This window comes from Pseudomonas sp. LD120 (genome assembly GCF_009861525.1).
Taxonomy (GTDB): Bacteria; Pseudomonadota; Gammaproteobacteria; order Pseudomonadales; family Pseudomonadaceae; genus Aquipseudomonas.
This window is the reverse complement of the sequence record NZ_WVHL01000003.1, coordinates 417,531-432,529: the sequence shown is the minus strand read 5'-3', so window position 1 is coordinate 432,529 and position 14,999 is coordinate 417,531. Positions and strand designations below refer to the sequence as shown.

At 58.5% G+C, this 14,999-nt stretch carries 13 protein-coding genes; 4 read left to right on the top strand and 9 right to left on the bottom strand.

Going from position 1 to position 14,999, the window contains the following annotated elements:
* Nucleotides 1-55: 55 nt before the first annotated feature.
* From PLD_RS08215 to acs, 8 genes are all read right to left on the bottom strand, one after another.
* Entirely contained in the window at nucleotides 56-1,276 is a 1,221-nt protein-coding gene (locus PLD_RS08215; protein ID WP_159891579.1) for an aspartate aminotransferase family protein, read from the bottom strand.
* Between the two features lie 363 nt (nucleotides 1,277-1,639).
* Nucleotides 1,640-2,620, bottom strand: a complete 981-nt coding sequence (gene argR / locus PLD_RS08210) for a transcriptional regulator ArgR (protein WP_159891577.1) — start codon at nucleotides 2,618-2,620, stop codon at nucleotides 1,640-1,642.
* A gap of 112 nt (nucleotides 2,621-2,732) precedes the next feature.
* On the bottom strand, nucleotides 2,733-3,497 hold the full coding sequence (locus tag PLD_RS08205) for an ABC transporter ATP-binding protein (protein ID WP_011062773.1): 765 nt from the start codon (nucleotides 3,495-3,497) through the stop codon (nucleotides 2,733-2,735).
* 23 nt (nucleotides 3,498-3,520) lie between these two features.
* Nucleotides 3,521-4,633, bottom strand: coding sequence for a succinylglutamate desuccinylase/aspartoacylase family protein (locus tag PLD_RS08200; RefSeq protein ID WP_159891575.1), 1,113 nt, complete (start codon nucleotides 4,631-4,633; stop codon nucleotides 3,521-3,523).
* 1 nt (nucleotide 4,634) lies between these two features.
* Nucleotides 4,635-5,333 (bottom strand): ABC transporter permease, encoded by a 699-nt coding sequence (locus PLD_RS08195; RefSeq protein WP_159891573.1) that lies wholly within the window; start codon nucleotides 5,331-5,333, stop codon nucleotides 4,635-4,637.
* Nucleotides 5,330-6,019: an ABC transporter permease gene (locus PLD_RS08190; protein ID WP_159891571.1), complete on the bottom strand. Its 690-nt coding sequence runs from the start codon at nucleotides 6,017-6,019 to the stop codon at nucleotides 5,330-5,332. The genes PLD_RS08195 and PLD_RS08190 overlap by 4 nt, the downstream gene beginning before the upstream one ends.
* Before the next feature lie 92 nt (nucleotides 6,020-6,111).
* Nucleotides 6,112-6,888, bottom strand: a complete 777-nt coding sequence (locus PLD_RS08185) for an ABC transporter substrate-binding protein (RefSeq protein WP_159891569.1) — start codon at nucleotides 6,886-6,888, stop codon at nucleotides 6,112-6,114.
* Nucleotides 6,889-7,497: 609 nt separating this feature from the next.
* Nucleotides 7,498-9,453, bottom strand: coding sequence for an acetate--CoA ligase (gene acs / locus PLD_RS08180; RefSeq protein WP_159891567.1), 1,956 nt, complete (start codon nucleotides 9,451-9,453; stop codon nucleotides 7,498-7,500).
* Nucleotides 9,454-9,865: 412 nt separating this feature from the next.
* Here acs and PLD_RS08175 point away from each other — a divergent pair, with 412 nt between their 5' ends.
* The 3 genes from PLD_RS08175 to PLD_RS08165 all read left to right on the top strand — a co-directional run bounded on the left by PLD_RS08175 (nucleotide 9,866) and on the right by PLD_RS08165 (nucleotide 13,180).
* Nucleotides 9,866-10,129 (top strand): DUF2790 domain-containing protein, encoded by a 264-nt coding sequence (locus PLD_RS08175; protein ID WP_159891565.1) that lies wholly within the window; start codon nucleotides 9,866-9,868, stop codon nucleotides 10,127-10,129.
* A gap of 661 nt (nucleotides 10,130-10,790) precedes the next feature.
* Nucleotides 10,791-12,038 (top strand): ribonucleotide-diphosphate reductase subunit beta, encoded by a 1,248-nt coding sequence (locus tag PLD_RS08170; protein WP_159891563.1) that lies wholly within the window; start codon nucleotides 10,791-10,793, stop codon nucleotides 12,036-12,038.
* A 164-nt stretch (nucleotides 12,039-12,202) separates the two neighbouring features.
* Nucleotides 12,203-13,180, top strand: a complete 978-nt coding sequence (locus PLD_RS08165; protein ID WP_159891561.1) for a hypothetical protein — start codon at nucleotides 12,203-12,205, stop codon at nucleotides 13,178-13,180.
* A gap of 42 nt (nucleotides 13,181-13,222) precedes the next feature.
* Here the strand turns inward: PLD_RS08165 and PLD_RS08160 are convergent, their stop codons facing one another.
* On the bottom strand, nucleotides 13,223-14,038 hold the full coding sequence (locus PLD_RS08160) for a sulfite exporter TauE/SafE family protein (RefSeq protein WP_159891559.1): 816 nt from the start codon (nucleotides 14,036-14,038) through the stop codon (nucleotides 13,223-13,225).
* Nucleotides 14,039-14,152: 114 nt separating this feature from the next.
* Between PLD_RS08160 and PLD_RS08155 the strand changes: the two genes are divergently transcribed.
* Nucleotides 14,153-14,917 (top strand): helix-turn-helix transcriptional regulator, encoded by a 765-nt coding sequence (locus tag PLD_RS08155; RefSeq protein WP_159891557.1) that lies wholly within the window; start codon nucleotides 14,153-14,155, stop codon nucleotides 14,915-14,917.
* The last annotated feature ends 82 nt before the right edge of the window (nucleotides 14,918-14,999 follow it).

Here is a 14,999-nt window from a genome sequence, read left to right as displayed (position 1 = left end):
TTAGGCTCGACGCCAGCCAACACGGAGCTGACGCCGAGAAGTACCGCCGCCTGGATCAGGCTTGAGTCAGTTTTGCCACCGCGCGCTCGAAGCGGTTCAGACCTTCGTCGATGTCCGCGTCCTCAACCACCAAGCTCGGGGCGAAACGCACCACGTCCGGGCCGGCTTGCAGAATCATCAGGCCTTCTTTCTCGGCCGCATTGAACACGTCCTTGGCCTTGCCTTTCCAGGCCTCACTGAGCACACAACCGAGCAGCAGGCCCAGGCCACGAACCTCAGTGAACAGGCCGTACTTCTCACCGATCTGCAACAGACGGGTCTTGAAACGGTCGTGCTTGGCTTTCACGCCATTGAGCACTTGCGGGGTGTTGATCACATCGACCACCGCCTCGGCCACGGCACACGCCAGCGGGTTGCCGCCATAGGTGGTGCCGTGGGTGCCGACCACCAGGTGCTTGGCCAGCGCTTCGGTGGTCAGCATCGCCGCGATCGGGAAACCGCCGCCCAGGCTCTTGGCGCTGGTGAGGATGTCCGGGGTCACGCCGTAATACTGGTAGGCGAACAGCTCGCCGCTGCGGCCCATGCCGGTTTGCACTTCGTCAAACACCAGCAGCGCGTTGTGCTGGTCACACAGTTCGCGGGCGCCTTGCAGATACGCCAGCTCGGCCGGCAATACACCGCCCTCACCCTGCACCGGCTCCAGCACCACAGCACAGGTCTTAGCCGAAACCGCCGCCTTTAGTGCCGCCAAATCGTTGTACGGCACGTGGCTGATGCCGGTGATTTTCGGGCCGAAGCCATCGGAATACTTCGATTGGCCGCCGACGTTGACGGTGAACAGGGTACGGCCGTGGAAACTGTTCAACGCCGCGATGATCTCGTACTTCTCAGTGCCGAAACGATCATGCGCCACACGACGGGCCAGCTTGAATGCGGCCTCGTTGGCTTCCGCGCCGGAGTTACAGAAAAACACACGCTCAGCGAAGGTCGCGTCGACCAGTTTGTGAGCCAGGCGCAGCGCTGGTTCGTTGGTGAACACGTTGGACACATGCCACAACTTATTGGCCTGTTCGGTCAGCGCCCCCACCAACGCCGGATGAGCATGACCCAACACGTTAACCGCGATGCCGCCGGCGAAATCGATCAGCTCCCGCCCCGACTGATCCCAGACACGGGACCCGGCGCCACGCACAGGAATAAAAGCCGCAGGTGCGTAATTGGGAACCATCACCTGGTCGAAATCGGCGCGTTGCACCGGAGCTTGCTCAACGGACATCGGAGTCTCCTGAAGAGGAACACCCGCCTGAAACTGGCGAGCGATGGAAGGATTGTAAGGACAGTTTTGTGCTCGGCCTTGTCGCCAAGCGACAACTTCTTATAGCGCCAACCCTGGATTTAGGCGGGTTTATGGCAATGCGACAAATAGCGTCGCAAAGGCGCAGTTTAAACTGCGCACAGCGCCAGCGGCAGATTCGCCAGGTAATTTGCCCCTGGTAATTACCCAGATAGTTATGGCGTGAGCGGACCCAAATCTCGAAAAGGCTATCGGCATTACGACAACAAGGCGTCGAGCGGGATTTTGCGAGGCGAGCGGGTTGCCTGCTGGATTCACCGGCAAGCCAACGCCTAGAGGACGGGGTCAGCCGCGCTCGGCGGGAACAGAGGAGAGTTCAAACGGGCTGCTGCTGCGTCGTTGATTGCGATCTTCACGAGGGGTGGCGCCAAAGAAATTGCGATAGGCGCTGGAGAAATGCGGCCCCGAAGAAAAACCGCAGGACAGACCGATCTGAATGATCGACTTGCTGGTCTGCATCAGCATCTGTCGGGCCTTGTTCAGACGCAGCTCCAGGTAATACTGGCTCGGCACCCGATTCAGGTATTGCTTGAAGATCCGCTCCAACTGACGCCGGGAGACACAGACATGCTGGGCAATTTCGTCGGTGGTCAGCGGCTCCTCGATATTGGCTTCCATCAACAGCACCGCTTGAGTCAGCTTCGGATGGCTGGAGCCCAGACGGTTCTGCAGCGGAATACGCTGACGCTCACCGCCCTCACGGATGCGCTCCACCACGAGCTCTTCGGATACCGCGCCGGCAAGCTCCGCGCCATGATCGCGCGCCAACACCGCCAACAACAGGTCCAGCACCGATAGGCCGCCGCAAGCGGTCAGACGATCACGATCCCAATCGAACAGATGACTGGTGGCAATCACCTTGGGGAAACGCTCGGCAAAATCATCCTGCCAGCGCCAGTGCACCGCCGCCCGGTAACCGTCAAGCAAACCCAGCTGAGCCAGCGGATAGACGCCGGCGGACAAACCACCGATCACACAACCGGCTCGCACCAGTTGCTTGAGGGCGCTGCTGAGCGCGGAGCTCATCGGCGCCGGTGGCTCATCCGCCAGCAGGAAGAGCTTCTGACAACCCTCAAGCTTGCCTGCCCAGGGTTCGCCCGGCAGTTGCCAAGCACCTTCGGACGGCGCTTCGGCCAACAGGAACGCCAGCTCATAAACCACTTCTGGGTGCACCCTTTGGGCAACACGCAAGGCCTCCTCGGCCAGCGCCAGCGTCAAGGCTTTAGTGCTGGGCCAAATCAGGAAACCAATTCGATGGGCAGTCATGGCGGGCAATCCGAAACAAAAACAGTGTAAGAAGCCAAGGGCGGCAGCACCAAGTTAGACCATCCGGCGCGCGGTGCGCAGCATGACCTAATTTGGTGCATAACGGCAGCGATTACTTGAGACTGCCCGAGAGGAATTGTTGCAAACGCTCTGATTGCGGGTTCACCAACACTTCCCGCGGGTTGCCGCTCTCCTCCACCACGCCCTTGTGCAGGAACACCAGCTGATTGGACACCTCACGGGCAAAGCCCATCTCGTGAGTCACCACCACCATGGTCCGACCTTCCTGAGCCAGGGCCTGCATGACCTTCAACACATCCCCCACCAGCTCCGGGTCCAGGGCCGAGGTCGGCTCGTCGAACAGCATGACTTCCGGCTCCATGGCCAGGGCCCGGGCAATGGCCACGCGCTGCTGCTCACCACCGGACATGTGTCCCGGGTAGGCGTCTTTACGATGCGCCACGCCCACCTTGGCCAGGTAGTGCTCAGCCTTCTCCCGGGCTTCGGCCTTGGACACGCCGAGCACATGCACCGGCGCCTCCATGATGTTTTCAATCGCGGTCATGTGCGACCACAGGTTGAAATGCTGGAACACCATCGACAAGCGCGAACGCATACGCTGCAACTGCTTGGGATCGGCTGCCTTCAGCGCGCCGTCCTTGTTGGCCACCAGCTTCAACTCTTCGTTGTTCAGCAGGATCTTGCCAGCGTGGGGCTGCTCCAACAGGTTGATGCAGCGCAAAAAGGTACTTTTGCCCGAGCCACTGGAGCCGATGATGCTGATCACATCACCAGCGGCAGCCTTCAGGGAGACCCCCTTGAGCACTTCGTGACTGCCATAGCGCTTATGCAGGTCTTGGACTTCAAGTTTGTACATGCGGTCGGTTCTCACAAAAACAGTCAGTCGTTGAGCAAGCGCCCGTGACGTAGCGCTTCGCGCCCCGCCACCTTGGCCAGCCAGAAACCGGGTTGGGCATAACGCAGCCGCTCAACGGCGAACAACACGCCGCTGGTGCCAGCACACACCGTACTGACCCGATCGGATAGAGGATCAATCACTTCAAAAACCGGTTCGCCCACTTCCACCCAGCTCCCAGCCGGATGCAGAAAGCTCACCACGCCGGGGTGCGGCGCATACAGCAATTCGGTGCCTTCAAACGGCATGCCCTCGCAAGCCTCATGCTCTGGCGCCGGCCATTGCCCGGCAATCAGGCCTTGCTCGGCCAGAAACGCCAGGATGCCTTCGGCATGAGCTTCGGCTTGCGGGCGCCCGGTGTCGGCCTGCCCTCCCAGCTCCAAGGTGGTTGCCAGGCAGGCCAGGGGAATCTGCGCCTCCGGAAACTGCCGAGACAGTCGTAGCCAGGGCAGTGAACAAGCTTCGTCAAACGAGCTGCCGCCAGAATCTTCGGCCAACAGGCCGACCCGTACATCCAGGCGCGCGGCCAGGGAGCACCACTGCGGCCAGTGTTGCGGCAAGGCGTACATATGCAGCGCCGCCTCGGTATCACAATGCAGGTCCAGCACCACATCAGCAGTACAAGCATGACTCAAGAGCACCCGCTGCATGCCTTGCAACTGACTGGAAGCCGGCGGCAATTGCGCCAGAACATCACTCATGGCCTGACGGATCAAACGCACGTTGGCGTGAGGATCATCCCCCAGGGAGCCTGCCAGGCGCTGGGCCACGGGCGAGCTCAACTCGACGAAATCACGATTGAAATTCTTGCCGCTGCCGGCCTCGAAACGGCCTTGGTGATTGCCTTGCAGCAACTGCCCCAAGCCTAGGGGGTTGGCCACCGGCACCAACTCGACAACGCCGGTGAGGGCGCCCTGGGCCTCCAGCTCGGCCAGGCGCTTTTTCAGCTCCCAGGCGGTGCGCATGCCGGGCAGTTCGTCAGCGTGAAGGCTGGCCTGGATATAGGCCTTGCGTTCACCACTGCCGAAACGGAACACCGAGATGCTGCGCTCGCTGCCCAGGTGGCTCCAGGGCAATGGATGATCGATACGTTGCATATCAGTGCTTCCGCGGTGCCAGGTAGCGCAGCCAGCGGCCTTCGGCCAGCTTGAACAGGCGCACCAGAATGAAAGTCAGGCACAGGTAGAAAGCACCGGCGGTGATGTACGCCTCGAACGGCAAGTAATACTGCGCATTGACAGTACGGGCCGCGCCGGTGATGTCGATCAGGGTCACGATGGACGCCAGACTGGTGGTCTGCAGCATCATGATCACTTCGTTGCTGTACTGCGGCAGCGCCCGGCGCAGGGCCGACGGCAGCAGGATGCGCTTGTACATCTTGAAGCGCGACATCCCCATGGCTTTGGCCGCTTCGATCTCGCCATTGGGCGTGGCCTTGAGGCTGCCGGCGATGATTTCGGCAGTGTAGGCGCTGGTGTTGATCGCGAACGCCAGGCAGGCACAGAAGGTCGCGCTGGACAGCCACGGCCAGAGGAAGCTTTCACGCACCGCTTCGAACTGGGCCAGACCGTAGTAGATCAAGAACAACTGCACCAGCATCGGCGTGCCGCGAATCACATAGGTATAGAGCCAGGCACTCATGTTCACCAGCGGCTGCTTGGAAACCCGCATCAGCCCCAAGGGCAGTGCCACCAGCAAGCCAAAGAACAGCGACAGAGCCAGCAGTTTCAGGGTGGTCAACAAACCGCTGAAATACAGCGGCAAGGCCTCATAGATGACGTTGTAGTCGAAGATCATAGATCAGCCGCCCTTACGCCTACCGAGTAGCGCTTCTCAAGTTGACGCAATGCCAGCAACGAGACACTGGTGAGCACCAGGTACATGGCCGCCACTGCGAGGAAGAAGGTGAAAGGCTCGCGGGTGGCGTCTGCCGCCTGCTTGGCCTTGAACATCATGTCTTGCAGCCCCACCACCGAAATCAGCGCGGTGGCCTTGGTCAGTACCAGCCAGTTGTTGGTGAACCCGGGAATCGCCAGACGAATCATCTGCGGCACCATCACCCGGAAGAACACCTGAAAGCTGCTCATGCCGTAAGCCATTCCCGCTTCCGCCTGCCCCTTGGGGATCGCCATGAAGGCGCCACGGAAGGTTTCCGACAAATAGGCACCAAAAATGAAACCCAGGGTGCCGATGCCGGCGGCCAGTGGATTCAGATCGATGTAATCGTCGTAGCCCAGCATCGGCGCCACACGGTTGAGCAGGTCCTGGCCGCCGTAAAAGATCAGCAGGATCAGCACCAGATCGGGAATACCCCGGATCACCGTCGAATACAGATCGCCCAACCAGGCCAGCCAGCGCACCGGCGAGAGACGCAAAGCGACCCCGATCAGACCCAGAACAATGGCCAGGGCCATGGACGACAAGGCGAGCTGAAGCGTCAGCCAAGCGCCATCGAGGATGACAGCCCCGTAGCCTTTCAACATGATTCAGGTCCTCGAAAATTGGGATGAAAAAATGGCGCAAACTTCAGAGATTCTGCTGCTTGCGCCATCTCGGACTGACTGTTTCGACGGAATTACTTGCCGTAAATGTCGAAGTCGAAGTACTTGTCCTGGATTTGCTTGTACTTGCCGTTCTCACGAATGGCAGCGATGGCGGCGTTGATCTTGTCCAGGTGAGCCTTGTCACCCTTGCGCACGGCAATTCCTACACCGTCGCCAAAGTATTTGACGTCGGTGAAGGCCGGTCCGACGAAGGCGAACCCCTTGCCTGCGTCGGTTTTCAAGAACCCGTCATTCAACAGCGTAGCGTCGGCCACGGTGCCGTCTAGGCGACCGGCGGCCACATCCAGGTAGATTTCATTCTGCGAGCCGTAAGGCTTGATCTGCGCCCCCAGAGGCGCCAGCACCTCACGGGCGAAACGTTCGTGGATCGAGCCACGCTGCACGCCGATATTCTTGTCCTTGAGCTCGGCAAGACCGTCGCTGACCTGAGTACCCGCCTTCATCACCAGACGAGCCGGGGTGTTGTAGTACTTGTTGGTGAAATCCACGGATTTCTTGCGATCGTCGGTGATCGACATGGATGAGAGGATGGCATCGATCTTGCGCACTTTCAGCGCCGGGATCAGACCATCGAACTCCTGCTCGACCCACACGCACTTGACCTTCATCTCTTCGCACAGCGCATTGCCGATGTCGTAGTCAAACCCGACGATGGTGCCGTCCGGCGCTTTCGAGGCAAACGGAGGGTAAGCCGCTTCGATACCAATTTTCAGCGGCTTTTCATCGGCGAACGTCGGCAGGGAGAGCACGGACAGTGCCAGGGCGCCAAGAAGCACGAGTTTCTTCATCTTAGAACTCCATCGGTAAAGGGCGAAAACGGCAGAGTGAGCAACAGCCCAATATGCGAATGGGTGGAACAGCAATAGCGGTGCTGCGCCCCGCAAAGTCCAAAGAGGACTCACACACGGGTAACGACGAGCGAGTGACCGGCATTCTAACGACAGGCTGGAAGCCGATATTTCCTCAATGCGACAACAAATTACAGAAGCATCGAGAATGCCGGATCAGCGCATTGACAGCTCTTCAATTCTATGCAAGAGCAAAAGACAGGGAACCGATACATGCTGCAAATTGCGGGCCTATTATTGGCAAAGCCTTCTATTCCGGCAAGCGCAGCGTAATAACTCATTACGCATGAGGCGATAAAGGCCCATAAATGGGGCCCGACGTTTCCCATGGCCCCGAAAACGAGCACGGGGTTACATCTTCGGCAGTATCGGTAACATTCAGAGGCGTCTGCTGGATAAATCCGATATTTATTCGCGCCTTTCTTCTCTGGCCCCGCCGCTCTACACCGGCCACACAACTCCGTAGAAGCTGCGCGGCAGCAAATCGCCCCGCACAAAAAGCCCCGCCCGGCGCGAGGCCGAGCGGGGCTGGATGACTCAGAAGCCGCCTCAGGCGACGTTCATGGTCTTATGAGTATCGATCAGATGCTGCACCACGCTTGGGTCGGCCAAGGTGGAGATATCTCCCAGACCGTCGTACTCCGCGGTAGCAATCTTGCGCAGGATCCGCCGCATGATCTTCCCGGATCGGGTTTTCGGCAGTCCTGGTGCCCACTGGATGACATCCGGCGAGGCAATCGGGCCAATTTCCTTACGCACCCAGTTTTTCAGCTCCAGACGCAAGGCTTCGTTCGGCTCTTCGCCGCCATTGAGGGTCACATAGACATAGATGCCCTGGCCCTTGATGTCGTGAGGAACCCCAACCACCGCCGCTTCGGCAACTTTCGGGTGAGCGACCATGGCGCTTTCGATCTCCGCGGTGCCCATGCGGTGCCCGGAAACGTTGAGTACGTCATCCACCCGGCCGGTGATCCACCAGTAACCGTCTTCATCGCGACGAGCACCATCACCGGTGAAGTACATGCCACGGAACGTCTTGAAGTAGGTATCGACAAAGCGGTCGTGGTCGCCATACAGCGTGCGTGCCTGACCAGGCCACGAATCGAGGATCACCAGGTTGCCCTCGGCCGCGCCTTCAATAATGTTGCCCAGGTTATCCACCAAGGCTGGCACCACGCCAAAGAACGGACGCGCCGCGGAACCCGGCTTCAGGGCATGAGCCCCTGGCAGCGGGCTCATCAGGGTGGCGCCGGTTTCGGTCTGCCACCACGTATCGACGATCGGGCAACGGGATTGGCCGACGTTCTTGTAGTACCAGTCCCAGGCTTCGGGGTTGATCGGCTCGCCCACCGAACCCAGCAGGCGCAGGCTGCTGCCATCGGCGCCTTCGCAGGCAGCCGTGCCCGAGGCCATCATGGCGCGGATCGCGGTTGGCGCGGTGTAAAGGACATTGACCTTGTGCTTGTCGACGATCTTCGCTACGCGGGTCACGTCCGGGTAGTTGGGCACGCCTTCGAACAGCACGGTGGTGGCGCCGTTGGCCAGCGGGCCATAGACGATATAGGTGTGGCCGGTGACCCAGCCGACGTCCGCGGTGCACCAGTAGACTTCGCCCGGACGGTAGTCGAACACCCGCTCATGGGTCAGGGATGCATACAACAGGTAACCACCGGTGGTGTGCTGCACACCCTTGGGCTTGCCCGTGGAGCCGGAGGTGTAAAGGATGAACAGCGCTTCTTCGGCCCCCATCTCTTTTGGCGCGCAAACACTGCCGGCGACCTTCATCAGGTCTTCGTACCAGATGTCGCGGTGCTGGTTCCACTTGATGTTGCCACCAGTGCGCTTGCACACGATGACCTTCTGAATGCTACTGGTTTCCGGGTTGGTCAGGGCGTCGTCGACATTGGCTTTGAGCGGCACCTTCTTACCGGCGCGAATGCCTTCGTCGGCAGTGATCACTACTTTCGAGCGACAGTCGATGATGCGACCGGCCAGGGCCTCAGGGGAGAAACCGCCAAACACCACCGAATGGATTGCGCCGATACGGGTACAGGCCAGCATGGCCACCACCGCTTCGGGAATCATCGGCATATAGATAGTCACCACGTCACCGCGGTGTACGTCCTGACCACGCAGGGCGTTGGCAAACTTGCAAACTTCTTCGTGCAGTTCGCGGTAGGTGATGTTGCGGCTTTCGGAAGGATCGTCGCCTTCCCAGATGATCGCGATCTGATCGCCACGCTCGGCGAGATGACGATCAAGGCAGTTGTAGGAAACGTTCAAGGTGCCATCGGCGAACCACTTGATGTCGACATGGTGATCGTCGAAGGAAGTTTGTTTCACCGTGGTAAAAGGCTTGATCCAGTCGAGACGCTTGGCCTGTTCGCGCCAGAAACCGTCCGGGTTCACGACCGACTGCTGGTACATGGCCTTGTAGGTCGCCTCGTCAGTCAGCGTATTGGCCAAAACCTCGGGACGAACGGGATACAGAGAAGCCGCACTCATCTTTCTTACCTCGGTGACATAGTTGTTTTTGTATGACCCCGTTGTAGCCGGGGGGCGCCTATAGAACCATTCGACGATGGTAGTAACAACCCCCTGCGAAATACCCCGACATCGATAAGAACCCCTCAAGATCGCTGCTTAGCGCCATCTCCACAAAAAACAAAAAAGTTCAACTGCGCCCCTGAAAAGGGGCTTTCTCGGCGATTGTTACAAAAACTGTCAAAGGTGTTTATCAAAAGTACGCCTATATGAGGTCCGTCCGCAGGCCTAAAATCAGCCTCGCCAAACAGGCAAACTGATTAACCAAGTTGCAGCCCCCACGAAGGCAGTTAATCAATCTTCTACTCAAGTTCCACACGCAGCCCCACAAAGGCTGCGTGACCCCACACGACCTTAGAAAGGTAAAACACAAATGAAAGCTTTATTAGCTCTGGCCCTCAGCAGCCTGTGCGCTACCGCAATGGCTGATGAGATCCCGACTGATGTCGCCAATCAGCAAGTACCGGTAGAGGAATACACTTACTCCACTGATCTGGATATCGCCAAAGTTATCTCCATGAGCGAAGTTCCAAACGTATGCGAAGTTGTACCCGCACGTATGGAATATGAAGACTCCCACGGCCAACGGCATATTCTTCAATACCGCGTCATGGGCAATGGTTGCTCTAACGGTTAATAGCCAAGTTGATTGCATGGACCTTGACGACTGACGGCCGCAAGAAATCCCTCTTGCGGCAAAGATACCTCGCCAGCCTCCCGTCCAGAGCCCGCTCATGAGCATCACTGCCTCGACGTGCGACCATGGCCATCGCATGCACTCTTTTCGCCCATTCAGAAGTCAGAATCCCCCCCCTTCCAGAGCCCAATCCAGTTGTGTTGAAAGCAGTTAAATGGCTTGCAAAAACACAACATCTAGTAAAATTGGCTGTTTTTTGGCCACTTCCGGCTGATTTTTTCGAGCGCAAAAAAAAATCTTCCGCGACCAAAGCCTTATAAACCCGCGCTTTGCTCTTAGTCCCCCCCTTTCTCAGGCTCGCCTGCGCTTATCGGTCGCCCCACGTCACCGAAAATATCCTTATAATGCGTCCTCAAAACGGGCCTGCAACATTCCCTTAGCGGATGCCAACCACCTGCTGAATCCTCAGCGTGAGCCGACACCCTCAGCTCCGCTCGACAGCAGCCACAGGACACCCGGACACGAATTTTTCGTTTATTGCCTGCGTCATGCTGCAAACAACGATTTCTCATTGATTTAACGCGGCCAGTCGCGCCGTGTGAAACGCCAACCCTTTTGTTTTCACACGGGCATCTGGCCCTCAAGCAGGAGACGACACGTCATGCTGAGCTGGGACGAATTCGACAAAGAAGAAGGCGAAGTTGCGGTCAAAGGCACCAACGCCGGCCACGCGACCGAAGCCAACATGGACCGCCTCGACAGCGCCGGTGGTGCCGCGGCTCTGGAAGCCCGCGCCGTGACCGCCAACGACTCTGCTGCCGTGGCCCGCGCCAAAGCGTCTCTGGACCAGCTCGACATCGCTGAAGGCCTGGCCGAGCTGGAAGGTTCTTCCGCCCGCGTTGCCGTTGATGAAAAGCGCATGATCAACTGCCGCGCCGACCTCAACCAACTGGTGCCGTTCAAATACGACTGGGCCTGGCAGAAGTACCTGGACGGTTGCGCAAACCACTGGATGCCGCAAGAGGTCAACATGACCGCCGACATCGCCCTGTGGAAAACCCCGGAAGGTCTGACCGACGACGAGCGCCGCATCGTCATGCGCAACCTGGGCTTCTTCTCCACCGCCGACTCCCTGGTTGCCAACAACCTGGTACTGGCGGTGTACCGTCTGATCACCAACCCGGAATGCCGCCAGTACATCCTGCGCCAGGCGTTCGAAGAGGCGATCCACACCCACGCCTACCAGTACTGCATCGAATCGCTGGCCATGGATGAAGGCGAGATCTTCAACATGTACCACGAGATTCCATCGGTCGCGAAGAAAGCCGCCTGGGGCCTGAAGTACACCCGCTCGATCTCCGATCCGAAGTTCGAAACCGGCACCGTCGACACCGACAAGGAGTTGCTGCGCAACCTGATCGCCTACTACTGCGTGCTGGAAGGCATCTTCTTCTACTGCGGCTTCACCCAGATCCTGTCCATGGGCCGCCGCAACAAGATGACCGGCGTCGCCGAGCAGTTCCAATACATCCTGCGCGACGAATCCATGCACCTGAACTTCGGCATCGACGTGATCAACCAGATCAAGATCGAAAACCCGCACCTGTGGGATGCCGAAATGAAGGAAGAAGCCACCCAGATGATTCTCCAGGGCACCCAACTGGAAATCGAATACGCTCGCGACACCATGCCACGCGGCGTACTGGGCATGAACGCGGCCATGATGGAGGACTACCTCAAGTTCATCGCCAACCGTCGCCTGTCACAGATCGGTTTGAAAGAAGAGTACCCAGGCACCACCAACCCGTTCCCATGGATGAGCGAAATCATGGACTTGAAGAAAGAGAAGAACTTCTTCGAGACCCGTGTAATCGAGTATCAGACTGGCGGTGCATTGAGCTGGGATTGATTCCCTGATCGATGAATCCAATAAAAACCCTGACTGGCTCAGGGTTTTTTATTGCCCGCGATAATCCACATTGCCGGCTTCATTCCACCGTCCATTAAAGTGCGTGCAGGCTTCAAGACCTGCCGTTATAAAGTGTCCTCCCCCGCTTAAGGACTCAAGCGCTCATGAAATTCGATACTGCCTACTGCATCAGCCTCGACGACACGCTGTCGATCTATGACGTGCGGGATTTGAATTTCGATGAAACCGTGGCGTTCGATTCGGCCCTGGAACGCTTTCAGTGCCCCAACGATGAATGTCGTGCCGCCTTCGATGCCACCAATCAACTGGGCACCTTCAATGCCAAGAACGTCAATTACATCCGCACCCCGCACTTCAAGAACCTGCCCGGCACGCTGCATATAGAAAGCTGCCCTTATGGCGTCAGCAAAGGCGCGAGCGTTGGAGAAGGCGCTGCCGCCGAGGATGAGCGCGAGGAGCACTTCCCTTCGGAATTGCTACTGACCCGCCGCGAATATGGGCGTCGACCGACCAGCCCGACGACGCCAGAGGCGCCCCGGGACAACCCGCCAGTCGCCAGCGCCAGCCCGCAGAAGCCCTACGCCGGGCGCGACTCGACCCCGGAAAAGACCAGCGTTTTCGCCCATCCGGTGGAGTGCTTCGTGTCGAATATCGACGACAAGGAACTGCTCAAGCGCATGCCGCTGAAGATCGGTGAGCACACCGCCTCCTATGCTTCGTTCTTCAAGAAGATCGAGTACCTGCTGGACAACAAAGGGCTGATCTACTGGGGCAAGATCAAACAGATCAAGGACTACACCCAGAGCTTTCGCATCGATTTCGAGCCCAAGGTCTGGTTCAAGGAAGTCGGTGAATCGAAGAAAAAGCCCTATTCGGTCAACGTCTATCTGAACAAGAAACTGATCGACAACTACCGCAAGCGCAACGCCTTCCTGGAAGAAATCAAGGCTGCCATCGACAGTCAGCGTGGGTTGTACTGTTTCTTCTACGGCGTCACTCCGACACTCAAGCAAGTGCCGAGCAAGAAGAACCCAGAAGCGACCTTCGGGGTGTTCAGCGCCAATATCGAGAACCTGGACCACTTCGTGATCCGTGAAGCACCGGGCCTGGAGGCAAAATAGCTGCAAACGGCAATCCCGACCCTGCCCAAGGTGACGCCGTGATCACTTCAGGCCCATGCTGATCAGCACCAACAGCAACAGGCCGATATACACCCGGGCATGTACACGATCAGGGATACGACCGATCCAGGGCGTAGCCAAGCGGATGCCCAGAAGTGAGCCCAGGGTCAACACCGTGAACGCCAGCAAATCGACATAGCCGATGAACCAAGGCCCCAAGTCGAACCGGCTGAAGCGGGCCAAGGCCAAGTAGGTAGCGGTTCCCGCCAATGCCACGGGAATACTCAGGGGGTTGGCCATGGACGTCGCCTGGGTCATGGACAGGCCGCAACGGCGCAATAAAGGTACGGTCATGACGCTGCCGCCAACGCCAAGAAAGGTGGCAATGGTACCTATTCCTACCCCCCCAAAGAGAGTTTCGCTGCCCCCCAATCGACGCACCTTCTGCTCTTTTGACGCTTCAAGAAAACCACGTCGCAGCAGGCAATCGGCAATGGTGACGCCCAGGTAGACAATAAAGGCATAGCGGATCAACTCGCCGCTGACCCACATGGCAGCAGCCGCACCGAACATTGCTCCCAAACCGATGTAGGCGCTCAAGGGCCACAGGTAATGACGAATGAGGTTGCCTGCACGCTGATGCCTCCGACTGGCAACCAGCGCGTTGACGATCATCACACAGGTCGAGGTTGCCACCGCAATATGCATCGCCGACTGCCCCGCCGCTGAATCCGCGCCCTGGCTGCCCAGCAGCATCCAATACAACAACGGCACCACCACAAAACCGCCACCAAAACCGAACAGCACGGCGCTGATACCAGTGACGCACCCAAACAGTGCCAGCAATAGATAGAACATCGAACAGCATCCAGTTGTACAGAAGCCTCGAACAATAGGGTTTTAGTGCCTGGCCGACTTCAGCAAGCTGGCCAATAATGTTGGCGTTTTCGCCAAACACAGGACGCTATCGGCATGCGCAATATCCCCATCGAGCAACTCGATCACACGCCGCGTGCCGTGCTGGCCATCGGCACCGACTACGCCGATGGCCAACACCTGCCGCGTCACCGTCATCGACGGGCACAGTTGCTCTACGGCGCCACCGGGGTCATGCAGGTAGGTACCGATCAGGGCCATTGGGTCGTGCCGCCGCAGCGCGCGGTGTGGATACCGCCGGAGATGGAACATGAGGTGCTGATGCTCGGGGTCAGCACTCGCAGTCTGTACATCGAACCTGGCGCGGCGCCCTTCGATAGCGGCGGCTGTCGAGTCATCAGCGTTTCCCCCTTACTGCGCCAACTGCTTCTGGAGGCGGTTGAAATGCCTCTGGAATACGATCAGGACGGACGCGACGGGTTACTGGTCAAGCTGCTGCTACATGAAGTGCAACGCAGCGCTGCGTTGCCACTGCATATTCCTTTACCGACAGCAGCGCCGTTATTGGCACTGTGCCAGGCTTTTCTCGCACAACCAGACATCCACCAATCCTCCCAGCACTGGGCGCAGCAGTTGCACATCAGCCTGCGCACCTTCAATCGCTGGTTTCGCCAGCAGACCGCCATGAGCTTCGCGCAATGGCGACAACGCGCCTGCGTGATCCAGGCCCTGGCACGGCTTGCGGCGCAGGAGCCTGTCACCCGAATCGCAATGGACATGGGTTACGACAGCCCCGGTGCGTTCTCCACGATGTTCCGTCGGGTGCTGGGGCAGTCGCCCAGCACTTACTTGAACCGATAGCTGCCGAGTTGAGGAAAAACCTTGTGACCAAAGGCTTGCGCGGTGGCAGAAATTGAGTTTGATCCGGGGATAAAACAACTGT

What these genes read in the sequence shown, in the direction of transcription:
- PLD_RS08165 (WP_159891561.1), top strand. Translation starts at nt 12,203, where the DNA reads ATGAAATTCGATACTGCCTACTGCATCAGCCTCGACGACACGCTGTCG.
- PLD_RS08215 (WP_159891579.1), bottom strand. Translation starts at nt 1,276, where the DNA reads ATGTCCGTTGAGCAAGCTCCGGTGCAACGCGCCGATTTCGACCAGGTG.
- PLD_RS08160 (WP_159891559.1), bottom strand. Translation starts at nt 14,038, where the DNA reads ATGTTCTATCTATTGCTGGCACTGTTTGGGTGCGTCACTGGTATCAGC.
- PLD_RS08200 (WP_159891575.1), bottom strand. Translation starts at nt 4,633, where the DNA reads ATGCAACGTATCGATCATCCATTGCCCTGGAGCCACCTGGGCAGCGAG.
- PLD_RS08175 (WP_159891565.1), top strand. Translation starts at nt 9,866, where the DNA reads ATGAAAGCTTTATTAGCTCTGGCCCTCAGCAGCCTGTGCGCTACCGCA.
- acs (WP_159891567.1), bottom strand. Translation starts at nt 9,453, where the DNA reads ATGAGTGCGGCTTCTCTGTATCCCGTTCGTCCCGAGGTTTTGGCCAAT.
- argR (WP_159891577.1), bottom strand. Translation starts at nt 2,620, where the DNA reads ATGACTGCCCATCGAATTGGTTTCCTGATTTGGCCCAGCACTAAAGCC.
- PLD_RS08185 (WP_159891569.1), bottom strand. Translation starts at nt 6,888, where the DNA reads ATGAAGAAACTCGTGCTTCTTGGCGCCCTGGCACTGTCCGTGCTCTCC.
- PLD_RS08205 (WP_011062773.1), bottom strand. Translation starts at nt 3,497, where the DNA reads ATGTACAAACTTGAAGTCCAAGACCTGCATAAGCGCTATGGCAGTCAC.
- PLD_RS08170 (WP_159891563.1), top strand. Translation starts at nt 10,791, where the DNA reads ATGCTGAGCTGGGACGAATTCGACAAAGAAGAAGGCGAAGTTGCGGTC.
- PLD_RS08155 (WP_159891557.1), top strand. Translation starts at nt 14,153, where the DNA reads ATGCGCAATATCCCCATCGAGCAACTCGATCACACGCCGCGTGCCGTG.
- PLD_RS08195 (WP_159891573.1), bottom strand. Translation starts at nt 5,333, where the DNA reads ATGATCTTCGACTACAACGTCATCTATGAGGCCTTGCCGCTGTATTTC.
- PLD_RS08190 (WP_159891571.1), bottom strand. Translation starts at nt 6,019, where the DNA reads ATGTTGAAAGGCTACGGGGCTGTCATCCTCGATGGCGCTTGGCTGACG.